16 protein-coding genes are annotated in these 19,404 nt (G+C 64.2%); 9 read left to right on the forward strand and 7 right to left on the reverse strand.

Features of this window, described 5'->3' with window-relative positions:
• Positions 1–34 precede the first annotated feature (34 nt).
• Positions 35–1,126 carry an IS630 family transposase gene (locus tag U741_RS0109000; RefSeq protein ID WP_029889557.1) on the reverse strand — a complete coding sequence of 364 codons (1,092 nt, stop codon included), beginning with the start codon at positions 1,124–1,126 and terminating at the stop codon, positions 35–37.
• An 87-nt stretch (positions 1,127–1,213) separates the two neighbouring features.
• Positions 1,214–2,305 carry an IS630 family transposase gene (locus U741_RS0109005; RefSeq protein ID WP_029889557.1) on the reverse strand — a complete coding sequence of 364 codons (1,092 nt, stop codon included), beginning with the start codon at positions 2,303–2,305 and terminating at the stop codon, positions 1,214–1,216.
• Between the two features lie 510 nt (positions 2,306–2,815).
• Here U741_RS0109005 and U741_RS0109010 point away from each other — a divergent pair.
• Positions 2,816–3,190 (forward strand): DUF805 domain-containing protein, encoded by a 375-nt coding sequence (locus U741_RS0109010; RefSeq protein ID WP_029890147.1) that lies wholly within the window; start codon positions 2,816–2,818, stop codon positions 3,188–3,190.
• A 45-nt stretch (positions 3,191–3,235) separates the two neighbouring features.
• Here U741_RS0109010 and U741_RS0109015 read toward each other — a convergent pair whose 3' ends face one another.
• The 3 genes from U741_RS0109015 to U741_RS0109025 form a co-directional block, all read right to left on the reverse strand.
• Positions 3,236–3,787 (reverse strand): BLUF domain-containing protein, encoded by a 552-nt coding sequence (locus U741_RS0109015; protein ID WP_029890148.1) that lies wholly within the window; start codon positions 3,785–3,787, stop codon positions 3,236–3,238.
• A gap of 99 nt (positions 3,788–3,886) precedes the next feature.
• A complete protein-coding gene (locus tag U741_RS0109020; protein WP_029890149.1) occupies positions 3,887–4,759 on the reverse strand; it encodes an AEC family transporter in 873 nt (290 codons plus the stop codon).
• Positions 4,756–5,703 (reverse strand): ketopantoate reductase family protein, encoded by a 948-nt coding sequence (locus U741_RS0109025; protein ID WP_029890150.1) that lies wholly within the window; start codon positions 5,701–5,703, stop codon positions 4,756–4,758. The genes U741_RS0109020 and U741_RS0109025 overlap by 4 nt, the downstream gene beginning before the upstream one ends.
• Before the next feature lie 107 nt (positions 5,704–5,810).
• On the opposite strand from U741_RS0109025, the gene U741_RS0109030 reads away from it, so the two are divergent.
• On the forward strand, positions 5,811–6,077 hold the full coding sequence (locus U741_RS0109030) for an AbrB/MazE/SpoVT family DNA-binding domain-containing protein (RefSeq protein WP_029890151.1): 267 nt from the start codon (positions 5,811–5,813) through the stop codon (positions 6,075–6,077).
• Positions 6,077–6,478: a type II toxin-antitoxin system VapC family toxin gene (locus U741_RS0109035; RefSeq protein WP_029890152.1), complete on the forward strand. Its 402-nt coding sequence runs from the start codon at positions 6,077–6,079 to the stop codon at positions 6,476–6,478. The genes U741_RS0109030 and U741_RS0109035 overlap by 1 nt, the downstream gene beginning before the upstream one ends.
• A 3-nt stretch (positions 6,479–6,481) precedes the next feature.
• Here U741_RS0109035 and U741_RS18360 read toward each other — a convergent pair whose 3' ends face one another.
• A complete protein-coding gene (locus tag U741_RS18360; protein WP_152551558.1) occupies positions 6,482–7,165 on the reverse strand; it encodes a TetR/AcrR family transcriptional regulator in 684 nt (227 codons plus the stop codon).
• Positions 7,166–7,250: 85 nt separating this feature from the next.
• On the opposite strand from U741_RS18360, the gene U741_RS0109045 reads away from it, so the two are divergent.
• Positions 7,251–8,390 carry an acyl-CoA dehydrogenase family protein gene (locus U741_RS0109045; RefSeq protein WP_029890154.1) on the forward strand — a complete coding sequence of 380 codons (1,140 nt, stop codon included), beginning with the start codon at positions 7,251–7,253 and terminating at the stop codon, positions 8,388–8,390.
• A gap of 192 nt (positions 8,391–8,582) precedes the next feature.
• Positions 8,583–9,701 (forward strand): CaiB/BaiF CoA transferase family protein, encoded by a 1,119-nt coding sequence (locus tag U741_RS0109050; protein WP_043110246.1) that lies wholly within the window; start codon positions 8,583–8,585, stop codon positions 9,699–9,701.
• 18 nt (positions 9,702–9,719) lie between these two features.
• On the opposite strand, the gene U741_RS0109055 is transcribed toward U741_RS0109050, so the two are convergent.
• Complete coding sequence (locus U741_RS0109055; protein WP_052378657.1) at positions 9,720–11,468, reverse strand: hypothetical protein; 1,749 nt, start codon at positions 11,466–11,468, stop codon at positions 9,720–9,722.
• A gap of 494 nt (positions 11,469–11,962) precedes the next feature.
• Here U741_RS0109055 and atzF point away from each other — a divergent pair, with 494 nt between their 5' ends.
• From atzF to U741_RS0109075, 4 genes are all read left to right on the forward strand, one after another.
• Complete coding sequence (gene atzF / locus U741_RS0109060; protein ID WP_029890157.1) at positions 11,963–13,792, forward strand: allophanate hydrolase; 1,830 nt, start codon at positions 11,963–11,965, stop codon at positions 13,790–13,792.
• Positions 13,785–17,456, forward strand: a complete 3,672-nt coding sequence (gene uca, locus U741_RS0109065; RefSeq protein WP_029890158.1) for an urea carboxylase — start codon at positions 13,785–13,787, stop codon at positions 17,454–17,456. Before atzF ends, uca begins: the two co-directional genes overlap by 8 nt.
• A gap of 13 nt (positions 17,457–17,469) precedes the next feature.
• Positions 17,470–18,180 (forward strand): GntR family transcriptional regulator, encoded by a 711-nt coding sequence (locus U741_RS0109070; protein ID WP_029890159.1) that lies wholly within the window; start codon positions 17,470–17,472, stop codon positions 18,178–18,180.
• 73 nt (positions 18,181–18,253) lie between these two features.
• Entirely contained in the window at positions 18,254–19,339 is a 1,086-nt protein-coding gene (locus U741_RS0109075) for a hypothetical protein (RefSeq protein ID WP_029890160.1), read from the forward strand.
• Positions 19,340–19,404: the final 65 nt, after the last annotated feature.

The raw sequence follows: 19,404 nt of genomic DNA on the forward strand, positions 1-19,404 counted from the left end.
CGGCACAGGCCGACGACGGGCAGACTAGTGTCCTTTAACAAAAGTTCACTTTATTATTGATTCGATCAGAGAGGCGGGCGATAGCCGAGATGATTTCATCGGCGGATTTGCGCCATACGAAGGGTTTGGGGTCCTGGTTGTAGGTTTTGAGGTAGTGGCGGATGGATCGCTCAAGGTCGTTGGTACTGGTGTGGGCGTTACGTTTGATCCACCGCTGTGACAACAGCGAGAAAAAGCGTTCTACCAGATTGAGCCAGGAAGCTGAGGTCGGGGTGAAGTGCAGGTGATAGCGCGGTCTGGCGGCAAACCAAGCGCGGACCGCTTCGGTTTTGTGCGTGCCGTAATTGTCGAGAATGAGATGAATATCGAGGTGCTTGGGCACCTCACGATCCAGTGCGCGCAGGAACGCCAGGAACTCCGCACTGCGATGCCGCCGGTGCAAGCGACCAATGACTTCGCCGGTGGCGATATCCAGCGCTGCGAACAAGGTCGTCGTGCCGTGTCGCACATAGTCGTGGGTCGTGGTTTCGGCAGACCCGAAACGCAACGGCAAGCCAGGTTGGGTACGGTTCAGGGCTTGAATCTGGCTTTTTTCATCAACGCACAACACCAAGGCACGATCTGGCGGATTCAGATACAGACCGACGATGTCGTGCACTTTGTCAACAAAGTGCGGATCGGTCGACAACTTGAAGGTTTCCAGCCGGTGCGGCTTGAGCCCAAAGGCGCGCCAGATGCGGCTGACTGCCATGGCATTGAGGGCAGTCTCTTCGGCCATCAAAGTCGTCGACCAGTGCGTCGCCTTGGCTGGACGGCTATGCAAAGTCTTCTCAATGACTTCCGACACTTTGTCGTCGTTAATCGTGCGCGGTCGACCCGTGCGCGGCGCATCGCTCAATCCCGCGATCCGGTACTGCTCAAAACGCCGCCGCCACTTCGACACGGTTTGCGTCGTCACCCCGCAGCGCTGTCCCACTTCGCGGCCCGACAATCCAAGGCTGCACCCCAGAATGATCTGCGCACGCTGCTTGTCCGCCGACGGCGTCTTGCGACGACGAGCCCACTGCTCCAACTCCGATTGCTCGGTGGGTGTCAGCTCCAGCCCAATGGGTTTGCGTCCCGTCATCTCCGCATCCTCCCTCAAGTCAGGGAAGATGGACAACGGTCACTCATAATCGTTCTATGAACTTTTGTTAAATGACACTAGTGTCCTTTAACAAAAGTTCACTTTATTATTGATTCGATCAGAGAGGCGGGCGATAGCCGAGATGATTTCATCGGCGGATTTGCGCCATACGAAGGGTTTGGGGTCCTGGTTGTAGGTTTTGAGGTAGTGGCGGATGGATCGCTCAAGGTCGTTGGTACTGGTGTGGGCGTTACGTTTGATCCACCGCTGTGACAACAGCGAGAAAAAGCGTTCTACCAGATTGAGCCAGGAAGCTGAGGTCGGGGTGAAGTGCAGGTGATAGCGCGGTCTGGCGGCAAACCAAGCGCGGACCGCTTCGGTTTTGTGCGTGCCGTAATTGTCGAGAATGAGATGAATATCGAGGTGCTTGGGCACCTCACGATCCAGTGCGCGCAGGAACGCCAGGAACTCCGCACTGCGATGCCGCCGGTGCAAGCGACCAATGACTTCGCCGGTGGCGATATCCAGCGCTGCGAACAAGGTCGTCGTGCCGTGTCGCACATAGTCGTGGGTCGTGGTTTCGGCAGACCCGAAACGCAACGGCAAGCCAGGTTGGGTACGGTTCAGGGCTTGAATCTGGCTTTTTTCATCAACGCACAACACCAAGGCACGATCTGGCGGATTCAGATACAGACCGACGATGTCGTGCACTTTGTCAACAAAGTGCGGATCGGTCGACAACTTGAAGGTTTCCAGCCGGTGCGGCTTGAGCCCAAAGGCGCGCCAGATGCGGCTGACTGCCATGGCATTGAGGGCAGTCTCTTCGGCCATCAAAGTCGTCGACCAGTGCGTCGCCTTGGCTGGACGGCTATGCAAAGTCTTCTCAATGACTTCCGACACTTTGTCGTCGTTAATCGTGCGCGGTCGACCCGTGCGCGGCGCATCGCTCAATCCCGCGATCCGGTACTGCTCAAAACGCCGCCGCCACTTCGACACGGTTTGCGTCGTCACCCCGCAGCGCTGTCCCACTTCGCGGCCCGACAATCCAAGGCTGCACCCCAGAATGATCTGCGCACGCTGCTTGTCCGCCGACGGCGTCTTGCGACGACGAGCCCACTGCTCCAACTCCGATTGCTCGGTGGGTGTCAGCTCCAGCCCAATGGGTTTGCGTCCCGTCATCTCCGCATCCTCCCTCAAGTCAGGGAAGATGGACAACGGTCACTCATAATCGTTCTATGAACTTTTGTTAAATGACACTAGGGAAGCGCTGATCAAGTCGCGCGCCTGCGTTGCGAGTCCCAAATCGCGCCAGGCAAGGTAAAGAGGCGTGAAGTTTGGTCAGCACATCCCTGTGCTTCCCCCCTTCGGGGCTGTCGCGCAAAACCGCTCCCTGCGGTTTTGTGATCATTCCAAATAAACGCCGATTGACGCCGCATGGCGCGATTTGGGCCGCAACCCGAAGGGCCGGGGCCATTTTGAAGCAGGGTCGTCGTTGCTCGGGGTTTGCGTACACCTGTACGCCGCACCCCTCGCGCCTCGCCCTGCTTCAAAATGACCTCCGGCGCAGACGTGAGACTTGATCAGCGCTTCCCTGGCGGCGCCAAATCGCGCGACACTCGGGCCATGTCGCAATCGGGGCGTTGCTGGCGGCAACGGATTTTGCGGCGCATCTTCAACGAGGAGTCGAACATGAACTTTGCCGAAGTGTTGACCAAGGACTTTCTGCTGACCTGGGAAGGCCGCATCAACCGCCAGCGGTTCTGGGCCTATTTTCTGGTCTATCTCGCGGCGTACATCGTCGTGTCGCTGGTTGAGTCGGTGATCGGTCTGAGCGGCATCCTGAGCACGCTGTTTATTCTGGCGACGCTGTTTTCATCGATCTGCGTGGCCATCAAGCGCTGGCACGATGTCGACAAGAGTGGCTGGTGGGCCTTGATCGGACTGATCCCCCTGGTCGGCGGCATCATCGCGCTGGTGTTCAACGGCTTCATCAAGGGCACGTCCGGGCCCAACCGGTTTGGCGAGGACCCGCTCGGGGCGGTGTCGCCGGATCTGGCCGCCTGACGCCGCGACGCCGACAGTTGACAGACGCCGCAATCCAGGTGCTCTTTACCCGACGAGCGAGATCGCCAGCGCCAGCAGTGAGATCAGCAGGGCGACCGCGCCAAGTCCGCGTGCCACCCGATCTTGGCCCCTGGCGTGGGGCTGCGCTGCGGGGTCGATGGCACCGGGCGGTGTGCCGTCCGGGCCGCGCCGCATCAGTTCAACCATGGCGGTGGTCATGGCCTCCGGGAAGGTGGCGGGATCAAATCGGTTCTGGCCATGCTGTGCCAGCAGTCGCTTCACCTCGGTGGCGTTGGGCACATACTTCATGCCCCAGCCTGCGAAGGTGCTTTCGGTAATCGGATCGCGCCGCAACACGGTGATTTCGGTGTGGCGCGGGTCGGTGGCCAGCAGTGCCATCAGCTTGTCGATGGCAGCCGCTTCACCTTCGAGGCACTGGAAGAAATGGCCGTCGCCAAAATAGAGGCCGCCAACGAGGCCGCGGCGCGGATTGTGCCGCCGTGACTGCATCAGGATGCGCCCCACCTCAGGTTCGATCCCGCTTCTCGAAAGGGCGAAGGTGGCGCGACTCGCATAAACCAACCGTTCCAGACTCATGACGTTCCTTGGCAGTGCAGTGCCGTTATTGCTTCGGTCGCGGCTGAGATCAGCATGACCTGACGGGTGCGCATCCTAGTGTCCACCGGGGTGTGCCGCTCAGAGGATAAAGAACAATACGGCGGGAATCACCGCCAGCGCCGCGATATTGCCGAAGCTGACGATGGTGGCCACTTCAGCGGGGCTGGCGTCGTAGCGTTCGGCGATCAGGTAGTTCATCACCGCCGGGGGCAGGGCGCCGAACAGCAGCAGGACGCCGGCGGTGACGGTGTCCAGATCCAGCAGCCAGATCGCGGCAAGCGCGCAGACGATGCCGGTGGCAGGCGCCAGCGCGGCGCCGATCAGGCCGATGCGCCAATGCTCAAGGTCGACCTCGGTGAGGCGGACGCCCAAAGCCACGAGCATCAGCGGAATCGCCACCTGCGAGAGCATTTCGATGCCCGGCAGAATCATCGCCGGGGCGTGCAGTCCGGTGAGGTAAAAGCCAAAGCCCAATGCGGTGGCGATGACGATGGGGTTGCGCACCCTCAGCTTGAGGTCGAGCCGGCCGCTGACCAGCCAGATGCCCACCGTGAAGTGCAGCGCCACGTAGACGACGAAGGTCACGACGGCCAGCGGCAACGCTGCTTCGCCGAAGGCCAGCAGGGTCAGTGGCAGGCCGAGATTGCCGCAGTTGTTCATCATCGCCGTCGGCACCAGCGCCTTCACCGGCATGCTCAGCAGCCGCGCCACCGGCCACGCCAGCAGGCCCGAGCCGATCACCACGATGGCGGCGCCGATGACGATGCCGCCCCACGCCAGGTCAGCCGGAATTTTTTCGCTGAGCACGAAAAACAGCAGCGGCGGAATGAACAGCGTCAGGTTGATGCGGTTGACGAAGTCGATACCGTCGGCGTGAAAGCGGCCGTACACGTAGCCGACCGCGACGATCAGGAAGATCGGCACCGTCACGCCCAGCACGGCCTCGATCATCGCAGTGCCCAGCCGAGCAGCGTGGCGATGCTGCGGGTGTAGGGCGCGTCCAGCCCCTGCTGTTCACAGCGGCGGATGACCGGCCCGCAGATGGCGTCGAGTTCCGGCAAGCGGCCGCGCTCGCGGTCGATGAGCATTGATGGCTTGATGGAGTCGAAAGTCGAGATCAGCTCATGCATCGCGTCGACCGCAGCGGCGTCCAGGTGCACGCCGTCGGCGCGCGCCGCCACGCCCGCTTCGGCCATCAGGTGATGGACCATCTTCGTCATCTCGGCATCGCCGGTCAGCACACCGGTTTCGACTTGCAGCAGCGCGGCCAGCGGGTTCACGCCATTGTTGATGATCAGCTTGCGCCACAGCTCGGTGTGCATCTCATCGCTGATCTCGGTGGGAATGCCGGCAGCGGTGAACACCCTGGCCAGTTGATCCATGCGGGCGCGGTCGGCCAGGCCCTCACGCGCGTTCGGCCATGCGCCGATGATGGTTTCGCAGGGCCCGGTGGCGCGTACCAGGCCGGGCTCGACAATGTGGGCGCCGATGCGCCGCGTCAGCCCCGCAGCGACCCGGGACGCGCCGAGCACTTCGACCAGTTGGGCCTCGTTGTCGACGCCGTTCTGCAGCGACACCAGCAGGGGCCCCTCGTCAGGCGGCAAGGCGGCGAGGGCAGGTGCCAGCGCTGCGGCCACGTCGCGGGTGGCCGTGGCCTTGACGCAGATCAGCGCCACGTCGAAGTCGTCAAGCCGCGCGGCGGTCAGGTCGGACATTGACAGCGTGGTGACCTGGCCGTGGTAGTGGTGATGGGGGTGTTCAAGACGCAGGCCCGTCGCCGTCAAGGCCGCACCGTGCTCGCCCTGTACGACGAACGACACCGCGTGCCCCGCAGGGATGAGCCGGCTGCCGAAGTAGGCGCCGATGCCGCCGGCGCCGAGGATGAGAATGTTCATCTGCGCATTGTAAATATCTGCCCATCGATACTCTGAGCGCAGCGAGGCTTGGTTCGGATAGGCCTGGGTGATAGTCTTACCGAACGTCTTACCGAGAGGAATACGTCATGTTCAACGTCTTGGTCTCGAGCAAGGGACAAGTGGTGATTCCCAAGCCGCTGCGCGATCGTCTGGGAATCAGCGAAGGCACGCTCGTTTCGTTTGCCGAAGATGCGCAGGGCCTGCACATGCGGGTGCAAAGGGCGCCGAGCGGTGACGACATCGCGCTGTCGCTGGAAGGCGGGCTGGGTCTGGCCGCGCACAATGGACCTGCACGCACGCCTGCCGAGATGCGTGATGCCGTACGCGCGACATTCGGCGCCAGGCGCCGCTGATGTGGGCCGTCGATACCAATCTGCTGGTGCGCTACTACACCCGGGACGACGAAAAGCAGAGCCGTCGCGCGCTGGCCTGGCTGCAAGCGCAGGCGCCCTGCTTCGTGCCCGTGACCGTGGTGCAGGAGTTGTATTGGGTGCTGGCAAGCGCCTACGACATGCCGCAGGCCAAGGTGCTGAAGGTGATCGCGCATCTGAACGGCAGCCCGGCATTTGCCGTGGAGTCGTCTGCTGAGGTCCATCGGGCGTTACAGGCAGCGACGCGCGGTCTGGACTTTGCTGATGCGCTGCATTGGGCGTTGAGCCACGGCTGCGAAGGCGTGGTCACCTTTGACGATCGCGGCTTTGCGCGCAAAGCCAAGAAGCTTGGACTGAAGCCGGTCGTCGCGCTGCCCGGCTGAGATTCAGGCGAGTGGACCGGCCCTGGGCGGCCGCGTCGAGACATTCTTTCGTACCCTGAGCTGGCTGCCCATGAGTTGCGCGTAGGCCTCCAGTTGATAGCGCAGCAGCGCCGGGTCGGGCGCCAGGTGCGACTGCGCCGCAAGCCCGTGCAGAAAGCAGGCGAGTTGCACGAACACCGTGCGCGGCTTCACCACGGCGCCTGGCGCGGCGGCAAAGTAGTGATCGACGGCGGGCTCGTACTGCATGCGCACACGTACCAGCAAGGTGGCGAGCGCGGCGGCCAGTTCGGTGTCCTGGTGGCTGGCGGTGAGCAGCGCCTGGTAGGCGAGAAAACGCTCGCCGCTGAACAGCTGGTCCCAGGCGCCGGTCACGGTTTGCTTGAGGCGACCGCCGGGGTCGGGCAGGGCCAGCAGCACGTTGCCGAGGTCACGGTACACCTGGCGAAACAGGTCCTCGGCGGCTTCCAGCATCAACTGCTGACGCGAGCCGAAGTGATGCACCTGCGCGCCGCGCGAGACACCGGCCTCGGCGACGATCATCGCCAGGGTTGCGCCCTGGTAGCCGTGCCGGGCCAGGCAGGTCACGGTGGCATCCAGCAGGCGCCGCCGGGTGTCGGCGCTGCGGTCGGCCTGGCGGCGTCGGGGCGCGGGGCGTTCGGCGATGCGCGGTGCGGGGGGGCTTGTCATGATTTTCAACATACGATCCGGACGGTATGTAAATATACGCGCATTCCAATCGTTCATTTCTCCTTTCTTAGATCCGAGGTCGCCCATGATTCCCCGCACCCTGTTCACCGCTGAGCACGAAGATTTTCGCAAGACCGTCCGCCGCTTCTTCGAAACCGAAGTGGTGCCCAACCGCGACGCCTGGGACGAGCAGCAACACGTTGACCGCGTTTTGTGGAACAAGGCCGGCGAGCTGGGCCTGTTGTGCGTGACCATGCCCGAGGAATACGGCGGCCTGGGCGTGGACCGCACCTACAGCACCATCCTGATGGAAGAGCAGTCCTACGCCGGGGATTCGGGCGTTGGTTTTGCGCTCCACTCCGACATCGTGGCGCCGTACATCAACAACTTCGGCAATCACGAGCAGAAATTGAAGTACCTGCCGAAGCTGGCCTCCGGCGAAATGGTGGGTGCCATTGCGATGACCGAGCCCGGCACGGGCTCTGACCTGCAGGGCGTCAAGACCACGGCCGTGCTTGATGGCGATGACTACGTGCTCAACGGCTCGAAGATTTTCATCACCAATGGTTATCTGTCCGATCTTGTCGTTGTGGTGGCCAAAACCGGCAACAGCGGTGAAGGCGCCAAAGACATCTCGCTGTTGCTGGTCGAAGCCAGCAGCCCCGGCTTCACCAAGGGCAAGCCGCTGAAGAAAGTCGGCATGAAGGCGCAGGACACCTGCGAGCTGTTCTTCAACGACGTGCGCGTGCCCAAGGCCAATCTGCTGGGCCAGCAGGGCATGGGCTTCATCATGTTGATGAAGGAACTGGCCTGGGAGCGCCTGATCATCGCCATCACCTCGGTCGCCGGTGCCGAGGCCGCCATGAAACACACCTTGGAGTACACCCGCAGTCGCAAGGTGTTCGGCAAGCCGGTCGCCAGCTTCCAGAACACCCGCTTCAAGCTGGCCGAGATGAAGTCTGAACTGGCCATCGCCCGAGTCTATGTGGACCGCTGCCTTGAGATGACCCTGGCCGGCAAGCTCGGTGTTGAAGACGCGGCGATTGCCAAGTACTGGACGTCTGATCTGATGAACAAGGTCATCGACGACTGCGTGCAACTGCACGGCGGCTACGGCTACATGCTGGAATACCCGGTGGCCCGCGCCTGGATCGATGCCCGCGCGCAGCGCATCTATGGCGGCACCAATGAGATCATGAAGGAGCTCATCGCCCGTACGCTTTAGAGGCAAGAAAAGCGTTCAACGCAAAGGCGCAAAGAACAGCCAAGCAAGGACGCGAAGAAAAGCAAAGAAATAAGGTCAAGCCACATCTCTTAAATCTTCTTTCTCCGCGTCCTCTCTTTTCCCTTTGCGCCTTTGCGTTAAAAGCGGTTGACTTTGCTGTTGCCACACTCATCACCGAGAGAGATCCAGCCCGTGTCCCAGAACCCTCCGCTCAATCCCTTGCTCAAGGGCATCCGTATTCTCGATGTCTCCCGTCTGCTACCCGGCCCGTTCTGCTCGTTCTATCTGGCGCAGATGGGCGCCGAGGTGATCAAGATTGAAGAGCCGGGGGTTGGCGACTATGCGCGCGACATGTCGGCCGAGCTGTTCACCCTGGTGAATCGCGGCAAGCAGTCGGTGGTGCTCGATCTACGCAAACCGGAAGACGCTGAAGCCTTCCGGAAGCTGGCCGATACCGCTGACGTGGTGCTCGAATCCTTTCGTCCGGGCGTGATGAAAAAGCTGGGCTGCGACTACGACACCCTGCGTGCCCGCAACCCGAAGCTGGTCTACGCGGCGCTCACCGGCTATGGCCAGACCGGGCCCTACGCCAACCGCCCGGGGCACGACATGAATTACCGCGCCTACGCCGGCGAGCTGGACCAGAACGCGGTGGCGGGCGGTGCGCCGGTGCAGGGCAATGTGCAGTTCGCCGACCTTGCCGGTGGGGCACTGACCTGCGCGGTGGGCATCCTCGGCGCCGTCATCGGCGCACAGGCATCAGGGCAGGGCACGATGGTTGACGTCGGCATGATGGACGGCACCATGGCGCTGCAGATGGCAGCGCTGGGCACGCGCCGCGCCATGGGCGCCACCCCGCCGCGCGGCCATGATTTTCTCGGCGGTGGACTGCCCAACTACTTCATCTACGAAACCTGCGACGGCAAGCATTTGGCCATGGGCGCGCTGGAGCCGAAGTTCTTCAAGCGCACGCTGGAATTGGCCGGCGCGCAAGACCTGCTGAAATTGCCGATGGTGCCCGGCCCCAAAGGCGAGCCGCTGCGTGACGCGCTCAAGGCATTGATCAAGACCCGCACCCGCGACGAGTGGGAAGCGCTGCTGGCCCACGAAGACACCTGTGTCAGCGGCATTTACACGCTGGACGAAGCCCTGCTCAACGAACAGGTGACGGCGCGCGGTTTTGTCGAAGACGTGGGCGGCAAGCCCGCCTTCGGCCTGCCCATCCGCTTCAGCCACGCCGCGCCCACCGGCGGCGACAGCCCGAGGCTAGGTGAACACACCGACGCGGTTTTGGGCCGGCCGCCGCGCTGAGCGGCGACCGGGTCCGCTTCATTCCAGCGGAAGGGTGGCGAAGCGGTTGAAGCCGCCGCCGCCGTCCGACCCGGCGTCGTAAACAAAGCCATAGACCGGCGACGTGCCCTGCCGGGTGAGTGCATTGCCGCGCACCCACTGCGCCAGCAAGTTGCCGGGTACCGCCACGGCGGGTGTCCACGGCGCATGGCCGTTGCCGTGGGCGTGATAAAGCAGTCCGCTGTCAGCGTCGACGAACAGCAGGTGCAAGCGTCCATCGTGCGCGATGAGGTCTGCGGCAGTCTGGTCCGAATCCACGGTGTTCTGCGCCGCTCTGCGTTCCGACACCCGCAGCGGTGCGTCCAGCCGGCCGTCGTCGTGTGCAAGGCGCGACCACAGTTCACCGTTGGCGCGGCGATAGACCAGCGCGACGGCGCGTGCCTCCGGCAGATACACCAGCGGCAAGACGGAGCCCACGTCGTTTTCCGTGGTGCCCAGACCCTCGGCAACCTGGACGCGCGGGGTCAGGTTCCCGTCGGGCGACAGGCGGCGCAGCCACGCGCTGCCATCACTGCCGGTGTAGGCAAGGTGGACCTGATCTTTGGCACCCCGCACGAGCTTGGGGCCTGAGAGCGCTGGGCCGACCTCTGCGTCGAGCACGGTCTCCTCACCCCACTGACCGCCCGAGGTGCGGGTTTTCAGATGCACGCGGTCCGGCCCGCCATACAGGGCGACAAGACTGCCGTCGCTGCGCACCGCCACGTCGACGTATTGGGTGGGCGGCTCTTGCGGGGTGGCGACCAGCTCGGCCTGGATGAGCCAGCGGTCCGGCGTCTCTGGGTGATCCGAGGTGGCAAAGCGGTAGTACCAGACGGCTTCCGAGGTCTGGTGCAGTTGGTGGATGAGCGCGCCTGCCTGCACCGACGCCACGCCTTCCAGATCGTTTACCGGCGGGCGATGGCGGGCATCAACCTCGGCCCAACGGACGCCGCCGTCGCTGGATTTCATCATCAGGTAGCGGTTGTCGGTCTCGCTGGGCTCCATGATGAAATAAAGGTCGCCATTGGCCGCCTCCCATGGACCGATGCGCACCGGGGTTTCAACGAAGGTGCCGCCCAGATGGCCGGGCGGCACTTCGACCCGCAACCGCGGCCAGGTGTCAGCCGGCAGCGGATGCGCCTCTGCATCGCCCAAGCGGAACTCGAACACCGTGCCATCGCTGACCTGCACCACGTCGTCGGCGAACTGACGAATCACCAGCGGCCATTCCCACTCGCCGCGCGTGCCGTTGCCGGACCACGCCGGGGTGAGGTCCTCAAGGACCACGCTGGCGCCGGGCCGGTAAGGCGCGTCGGCCGCGCCGATCAGCCGTTCAGTGGGCTGGTCGTGCGCAAAGACCGCGCTGCCCATGATGGCCACGGTGGGCGAGTCTTCTGCCGGCACCGGGAAGTCATCAGCCTCAACCGCCGCCCAATCGCTGTCCCCCGCGCGTCGCACCAACAAGGTATAGCGGCGCTCGCCCGGATCGCGTCCAGCATGCGCGGCGATGCGCAGGCGAAACGGGCGGTCGGCGGTGACGGCCGCGTTCTCGCCAGTCGTTCCGGCCCAACCCGTGTCAGCGTTGAGCGGCGCGCTGACGTCTTCACGAACACGAAATTCGCGCTGTCGGTCAGTGACTGGGGCTTCGGTGGACGCGCGGTGCGGGATCGGGCTGGCGCAGGCACCGGCCAGCAGTGCGGCGGGCAGGGCAACACCGCAAGCAAGTAAAGGAGTGAGTCGAGGGCGCATGGGTCAAGCGTCTGGCGACGCGCGGTTCAAATGGAGGTCGTCACCTGCAGCACGTGACAGGACTGCAGGGTGAGAGCTGCCAATGACGAATTGATGACGGCGCAAACCGATACCGTCGGGGCAGGGTTGATCGTACCCCGCCGCTTCAGGGACTGGCACCACTGGCGCTGCCGGCACGGGCGCGGTCATTCGAGGGTCCAGACCGATCTCGGCGCGTTGGCGTGGCTCGCTCAGAAGCGGCACGGCCCGGCGGCTTGAATCGCGGCTGCGGCACCAAAAGAGATAGCGCGCATTCCAATGGTGCGCGATCCCAGTGCAGTGCGCCCCGTCTCCGCATCGGGGTGACGGCTCGGCATTGATCCCGGGGTGACGTGCTAACCCATTGAAGTTGCGACGATGATCAGCGCGTCGTGGTGCGCGGCCGGCGACGACGCGGGTTGGCACGGGCTTTGCTGTGCACCTTCTTGTACACAAGACAGTGCTCAAGACCAAACGTGACGCATTTGACGATCCCAGAGTGGCAACAGGCCTACCAGCAAGGGTTGACGCTGGAAGCGGCGCTGCAATCGCTTGCCGCGCTGGTTCAGCCCGACGACAGTGCCTGGATTCTGCGCCTCGGTCCGGACGCCTGGGCAGCGCAGGCGCGGGCGCTGCAACAACGGCTTGCCGAAGCGGGCGGCAATCTCGACGGTTTTCCACTGTTCGGCGTGCCGTTCGTGGTCAAGGACAACATCGACATCGCCGGGCTGCCGACCACCGCGGCGTGCTCGGACTTCGCCTTTACCGCCAAAACCACCGCACCGGCTGTGCAGCACCTGATCGATGCTGGCGCCATCCTGCTCGGCAAGGCCAATCTCGACCAGTTTGCGACCGGCCTGGTGGGCGTGCGTTCGCCTTACGGGGCGGTGCCCAATCCGTTTGATCCGACTTACATCAGTGGCGGCTCCAGCTCCGGCTCGGCGTCGCTGGTGGCGCGTGGCATCGCCGCGTTCTCACTGGGCACCGACACCGCCGGGTCAGGCCGGGTGCCTGCAGCGTTTAACAACATCGTAGGCCTCAAGCCGACACGCGGATGGTTCAGCACCGGCGGTGTGGTGCCTGCCTGCCGGTCGCTGGATTGCGTGTCGGTGTTCGCCCAGACCGTCAGCGATGCCGACCTGATCGCCAGGGTCCTGGGCCATTACGACGCTCAAGACCCCTATGCCCGCTCGGCGCCGGCCGCCTTTGCGGCAAAGCGTTTCGCTGCGATACCCACGCTCGGTATCCCGGCAAAGCCGGAGTTCTTTGGCGATGCGCAAGCGGCGGTCGCCTTTGACAAGGCCTGTGACGGCTTTCGCGCGCTGGGCGCCAAGTTGGTGCCGCTGGACTTCGCCCCGCTGCTGGCGCTGGCCGCCTTGCTCTACGACGGGCCGTGGATAGCCGAGCGCTACGCCGCCATCGAAGACTTCATCCAGGCGGGTGAGGGCGTGATGGACCCGGTGGTACGCAGCATCATCCAGCGCGCCGAAGGCTATACCGCGGTGGACGCCTTCAAGGCCGAATACCAGCGCGCCGAGCACACCCGTGCCGCGCAGCATTTGATGCAGTCCGTCGATGCGCTGCTGGTGCCGACCACGCCCACGATTTACACGCAAGACGCGGTCGCGGCCAATCCGGTTGGGCTGAACACGCGACTCGGCACTTACACCAACTTCGTGAACCTCATGGACGCCTGCGCGCTGGCCCTGCCCGCCGGCTTCCGTGATGACGGCTTGCCCACCGGCGTGACCTTGATCGGTCCCGCCTGGAGTGACCGCGCACTGGCTGAACTGGGCCTGCGCTGGCAGCGGCAGATGCCATGGACCCTGGGCACCAGCGGGCGCCTGCCGGCACCGCCCGCCACGTGGCCGATGGCCGCCGGCCCGGCGACCGTGCGCCTGGCCGTGGTCGGCGCCCACCTCAGCGGCATGCCGCTCAATTTTCAGCTCACCGAGCGCAGCGCCGTGTTGGTCGAGAAAACCCACACCGCCAGCAACTACCGCTTCTACGCGCTGCCCGGCACGGTGCCGCCCAAGCCGGGTTTGGTGCGCGGTGCCGAAGGGGCGCCCATTGAAGTGGAACTGTGGGACATGCCGACCGAAGCCTTCGGTTCGTTCGTGGCGCTGATTCCCGCGCCGCTGGGCATCGGTACCTTGGCCCTCGCCGACGGCCGTGAGGTGAAGGGTTTCATCTGCGAAAGCTGGGCCACCGAGGGCGCCCGCGACATCACCGAATTTGGCGGCTGGCGTGCCTTCATGGCCGCCGAGCGTGCTGCGGCCCAAACCCGGGAGACCGCGCATGTTTGACAAGGTGCTGATTGCCAACCGCGGTGAGATTGCCGTGCGCATTGCCCGCACGCTCAAGACCATGGGCGTGGCCAGTGTGGCGGTGTACTCGGACGCCGACCGCAACAGCCTGCACGTCACGGCCGCCGACGAGGCCGTGGCCTTGGGCGGCAAGGCACCCGCCGAGAGCTATCTGCGCGGCGACAAGGTGATTGCTGCGGCGCTGGCGACCGGCGCACAGGCCATCATTCCGGGTTACGGATTTCTGTCTGAGAACACCGCGTTTGCCGATGCCTGTGCCCAGGCCGGTCTGGTGTTCGTCGGCCCCACGCCCGACCAGATTCGCCGCTTTGGCCTCAAGCATGAGGCGCGGGCACTGGCCGAAGCCGCCGGGGTGCCGCTGACGCCCGGCACCGGCCTGCTCGCCGATCTGGATGAAGCCGTGGCGCAGGCCACGCGGCTCGGCTATCCACTGATGCTCAAGTCCACGGCAGGCGGCGGCGGCATCGGTCTGACGCGTTGCGACGACGAGGCTGCACTGGTCGCCGCCTTCGAAACCGTGCAGCGCCAGGGGCAGAACTTTTTCAGTGACAGCGGCGTGTTCTTGGAGCGCTACGTCGAGAACGCGCGCCACGTCGAAGTGCAGATTTTTGGTGATGGCCAGGGCAGGGTGGTGGCGCTCGGCGAACGCGACTGTTCCCTGCAACGTCGCAACCAGAAGGTGGTGGAAGAAACCCCGGCGCCGAATCTGCCGGTCGCCACGCGCACCGCTTTGCTTGATGCCGCCGTGCGCCTGGGCGAGTCGGTGGGCTATGCCAACGCCGGCACCGTGGAGTTCATCTACGACGGCACGCGCGACGATTTTTACTTCCTCGAAGTCAACACCCGTCTGCAGGTGGAGCACCCCATCACCGAGGCCTGCACCGGCGTGGACCTCGTCGACTGGATGATCCGCACCGCCGCTGGCGAGCCGCCTGATCTCGCCAACTTCACGGCCCAGCCCAAGGGCGCGGCCATGGAAGTGCGGATCTACGCCGAAGACCCGGTGCGCAACTTCCAGCCCTCGCCCGGCGTGCTCACCGAAGCGGTGTTCCCCGACAACGTGCGGCTCGACGGCTGGGTGGAAGCCGGCACCGAGGTCACGCCGCATTACGACCCGATGATTGCCAAGCTGATCGTGCACGGCCGCGACCGCGCCGATGCCCTGGCCAAGATGAAAGCCGCGCTGGCGGCAACGCGGCTGTCGGGCATTGCCACCAACCTGAGCTACCTGCGGCAGATCATTGACAGCCCGGCCTTCGCCAAGGGCGAGGTGTTCACCCGGCTGCTCGATACCTTCCAGTTCGCCGCGCCGGTGATCGAAGTGGTCGAACCCGGCACCTACTCCACCGTGCAGGATTACCCCGGCCGCGTCGGCTACTGGAATGTGGGCGTGCCGCCTTCCGGGCCGATGGACGACTACGCATTCAGGCTCGCGAACCGGCTGGTCGGCAATGGCAGCGACGCGGCGGGTCTGGAGTGCACCATCCTCGGGCCGACGCTGCGCTTTCACAGCGACGCGGTCATTGCCCTGACCGGCGCGCCGACACCCGCGACGCTGGACGGCGCGACGGTGACCTTCTGGGCGCCGCTGGCCGTCACGGCCGGGCAGGTGCTGAAAATCGGCAAGGCCAGTGAAGGCTGCCGAACTTATCTTGCAGTGGCCGGTGGCATTGACGTGCCGGTCTACCTCGGTTCGCGGGCCACCTTTGCGCTGGGTGCTTTCGGCGGACACGCCGGGCGGCCGCTGCGCGCCGGTGACCTGCTCCCCATCAGCCAGTCGGCGCAGTCTGCGACGACGATTTCCACTCTCCTGGCGGCGGCGATTGCTGCGCCGACTGCGCTGATTCCTCACTACGAAAACCACTGGACCGTGGGCGTGCTGTACGGCCCGCACGGTGCGCCGGATTTCTTCACCGAAGCGTCGATCAAGACCTTTTTCGACACCGACTTTGAGGTGCACTACAACTCCAACCGCCTTGGCGTGCGGCTGGTGGGCCCCAAGCCCGAGTGGGCGCGCACCGATGGCGGTGAAGCCGGGCTGCACCCGTCCAACGTGCACGACACCGAGTACGCCATCGGCTCGGTGAACTTTACCGGCGACATGCCGGTGATCCTGACGCGCGACGGCCCCAGCCTCGGCGGCTTTGTCTGCCCGGTGACCATTGCCAAGGCCGAGCTGTGGAAGATCGGCCAGGTGAAGCCGGGTGATCGCATCCGCTTCAAGCGGATGGATTTCGACGAAGCGCTGGCGCTGGAACGGGCGCAAGATCGGGCCATTGAAAAGCTGACCGATTGTGGGTCGGGCTTCAGCCCGACATCGGAGTTTGGGTGTCGGGCTGAAGCCCGACCTACAGACCGACCTACAGACCGACCTTCCGTCGAAGCCACGGTGTCGGACTGTGTCGTCGCCGAGCTGCCCGCCGAGGGTTCGCGACCGCAGGTGTCCTACCGTCAGGCTGGTGACAAGTACCTGTTGCTGGAATACGGCGAGATGGTGCTGGACCTGCGCCTGCGGCTGCGCATCTACGCGCTGATGCAGGTGCTCAAGGCCGATCCGGTGCCGGGCATTCTGGAACTGGCGCCGGGCGTGCGCTCGCTGCAGATTCAGTACGACAGCCGGGTGATTGCGCAGCAGACGCTGGTCGACACCTTGCTGGCCTTGGAGCAGGGCTTGCCGGACGCCGCGGACCTGAAGGTGCCGTCGCGCATCGTCCGCCTGCCCATGGCCTGGCAGGACTCGGCAACCTTGGACGCGGTGGCGCGCTACCGCCAATCCGTCCGCGACACCGCACCTTGGCTGCCGAGCAACGTCGAATTCATGCGCCGCATCAACGGTCTGGACTCGGTCGACACCGTGCGTCAGACCGTGTTCGACACCTCGTACATGGTGCTGGGTCTGGGCGATGTGTATCTGGGCGCGCCCTGCGCGGTGCCGGTGGACCCGCGGCATCGCCTGCTCACCTCCAAGTACAACCCGGCCCGCACCTACACCGCCGAAGGCACGGTGGGCATCGGCGGCGTGTACATGTGCATTTACGGCATGGACTCGCCCGGCGGCTATCAGCTGATTGGCCGCACGCTGCCGATCTGGAACACCTTCCTCAAGAACCGCGCGTTCGAAAACGGCGAGCCGTGGCTGCTGAAGTTCTTTGACCAGGTGCAGTACTACGAAGTCAGCGAAGCCAAACTCACGCAGATGCGCGACGACTTTCGCCACGGGCGCCTGCTGCCGGATATCACCGAAACGGTGTTCGACCTCGCCGCGCACGAGCGTTTCCTGGCCGATAACGCCGCCAGCATCGCCGCGTTCAAGCAGCGCCAGCAGGTCGCATACGCCGAGGAAGTGGCGCGCTGGCAGGCCGACGCCTCGCTGTCGCCCGACGTGATTCCCGAACCACCGGTGCTGGCCGTCGATGACGCCGCGGGCGAGCCGGTGCTGGCCGACATCAGCGGCAACATCTGGAAGTTGCTGGTGGAGGCGGGGCAAACCGTCAAGGCCGGTGACCCGCTGCTGATCGTCGAAGCCATGAAGATGGAATTCACCGTGTCGGCACCCGCTGACGGCGTGGTCACCGCGCTGTGCTGCCAGGCCGGTCGGCCGGTCAATGCCGGCGACGCCCTGCTGTTTGTCGAGTCGGTCTGAGGAGGCCGCGCCCATGGATACCAACAAGATCAGCCCCATCCGCCGCGGCAAGGACCGTGGCGAAAATCTGGCCGACCGCATCTACAACCAGCTCAAGCAGGACATCTTCGAGTTCCGCCTGCTGCCGGGTGATCGCTTCAGCGAGAACGAGATTGCCGAGCGGGTGCAGGCCAGTCGCACGCCGGTGCGCGAGGCGCTGTTTCGCCTGCAACGCGAAGGCTATGTCGACGTGCTGTACCGCAGCGGCTGGCAGATTCGGCCGTTCGATTTCAAGTCGTTCGAAGACCTTTACGACGTGCGCATCATCATCGAGACCGCCGCCGTGAAGCGCCTCTGTGAGCTCGAAGCGCCGCCGGCCACGCTCGAGGACCTGAAGCGGATCTGGCTGGTGTCGGCGGGCGAGCGTCTCAGCGATGGCGCCACCGTTTCACAGTTGGACGAGCGCTTCCACGAGATGCTGGTCGAGGCCACCGGCAACCTCGAAATGGCGCAGATGCACCACGCAGTGACCGAGCGCATTCGCATCATCCGCCGCCTGGACTTCACCAAGGGGCCGCGCATCGACGCCACCTACACCGAGCACGGAAAGATTCTTCGCGCCGTGCTGCAACGCCGCGCCGACCAGAGCCAGTTGCTGCTGAAAACCCACATCGACGAAAGCAAGGCGGAGGTTCGCAAGATCACCGTTCACATGCTGCACACGGCCCGCAGAGGTCCGGAATGAAAGCGTTACCGCAGGGGAGATTGGCGTTATCGGCAACCGCCGGACGTTTGTTCCACACATTGGGAGATTTCGCATGAAGCACAACATCACCGCGGCACCCCGAGCGAAAGCCTGGGCGAGGGCAGCGGGCTTGCCGCTGTTTGGATTGGCAACGCTGGCGCAGGCCGCCGAAATTACGCTGCCGCCGGTGTCGGTGGGCCTGTGGTCGCGGGCGGACTTCACCAGCACCGAGGTTGACGGCGTGGCCGACGACGTGAACGACTTCAACTTCCGTAACGCCGAGCTGCATATCGGCACCTCGGTAACCGAGTTGATCAAGCTCAACTTTACGGTGGCCTACGACGGGGTTTCGGGTGACACCACCGTCATCGATGCCATTGGTCAGTTCGAGTTTTCACCGCAGATGAACATCTGGGCCGGCCGCTTTCTGCCTCCCAGTGACCGCGCCAACCTGCACGGTGCTTACTTCGGTAATGCCTGGAACTTCGCCATCGATGGCATTCAGGATGGCTTTCCCTTCGTCGCCGCCGGCCGGAACGACGGTGTGGCGTACTGGGGTGACTTTGACCGCCTCAAGGTGTCAGCCGGCGTGTTTGACGTGCCCTCCACCAAGGCCGGCGGCGCCGAGCCCAGTGACGTGATGTTTGCCGGGCGTCTGCACATCAGCCTGTGGGATATCGAGTCCGGCTACTACCTGAACGGCACGTACTACGGCGAGAAGGACATTCTCTCCTTCGGTCTGGTCGGCCACAGCGTCAGCGGCGACACCGCCGTGACCTTTGATGCACTGATGGAGAAGAAGCTCGCCGGTGGCGGCGTGGTGTCCCTGGAAGGTGAGTACGCCAGTTACGAAGGCGCGGCGGGCGGCTATGGCATTCCCGATGCGTTCACCGAAAGCAGCGGCTTCTTCGCGCTGGGGTCTTACCTGTTTCCGCAAGTCGTGGGTATCGGCAAGTTCCAGGTGCTCGGCAAGTTCGCCGCCAACACTTACGAAACCGCCGGGCCGGACATCGACCGTGACACGACCGAGTTCAACCTCAACTACGTCATCAAGGGTGCTGCCGCGCGCATCAGCCTGTTTTACATCGACACCTCGTTTGATGGCAGTGCAGCTGCCGACTTCAGCCAGATTGGCCTCGGTCTGCAACTGCAGATTTGAGCCGACACCACACCGTGATCAGGAGTATTTCCATGAAACGACGCACATTCAATCGCGCCCTTGGC

It is taken from the genome of Polycyclovorans algicola TG408 (assembly GCF_000711245.1).
Taxonomy (GTDB): Bacteria; Pseudomonadota; Gammaproteobacteria; order Nevskiales; family Nevskiaceae; genus Polycyclovorans; species Polycyclovorans algicola.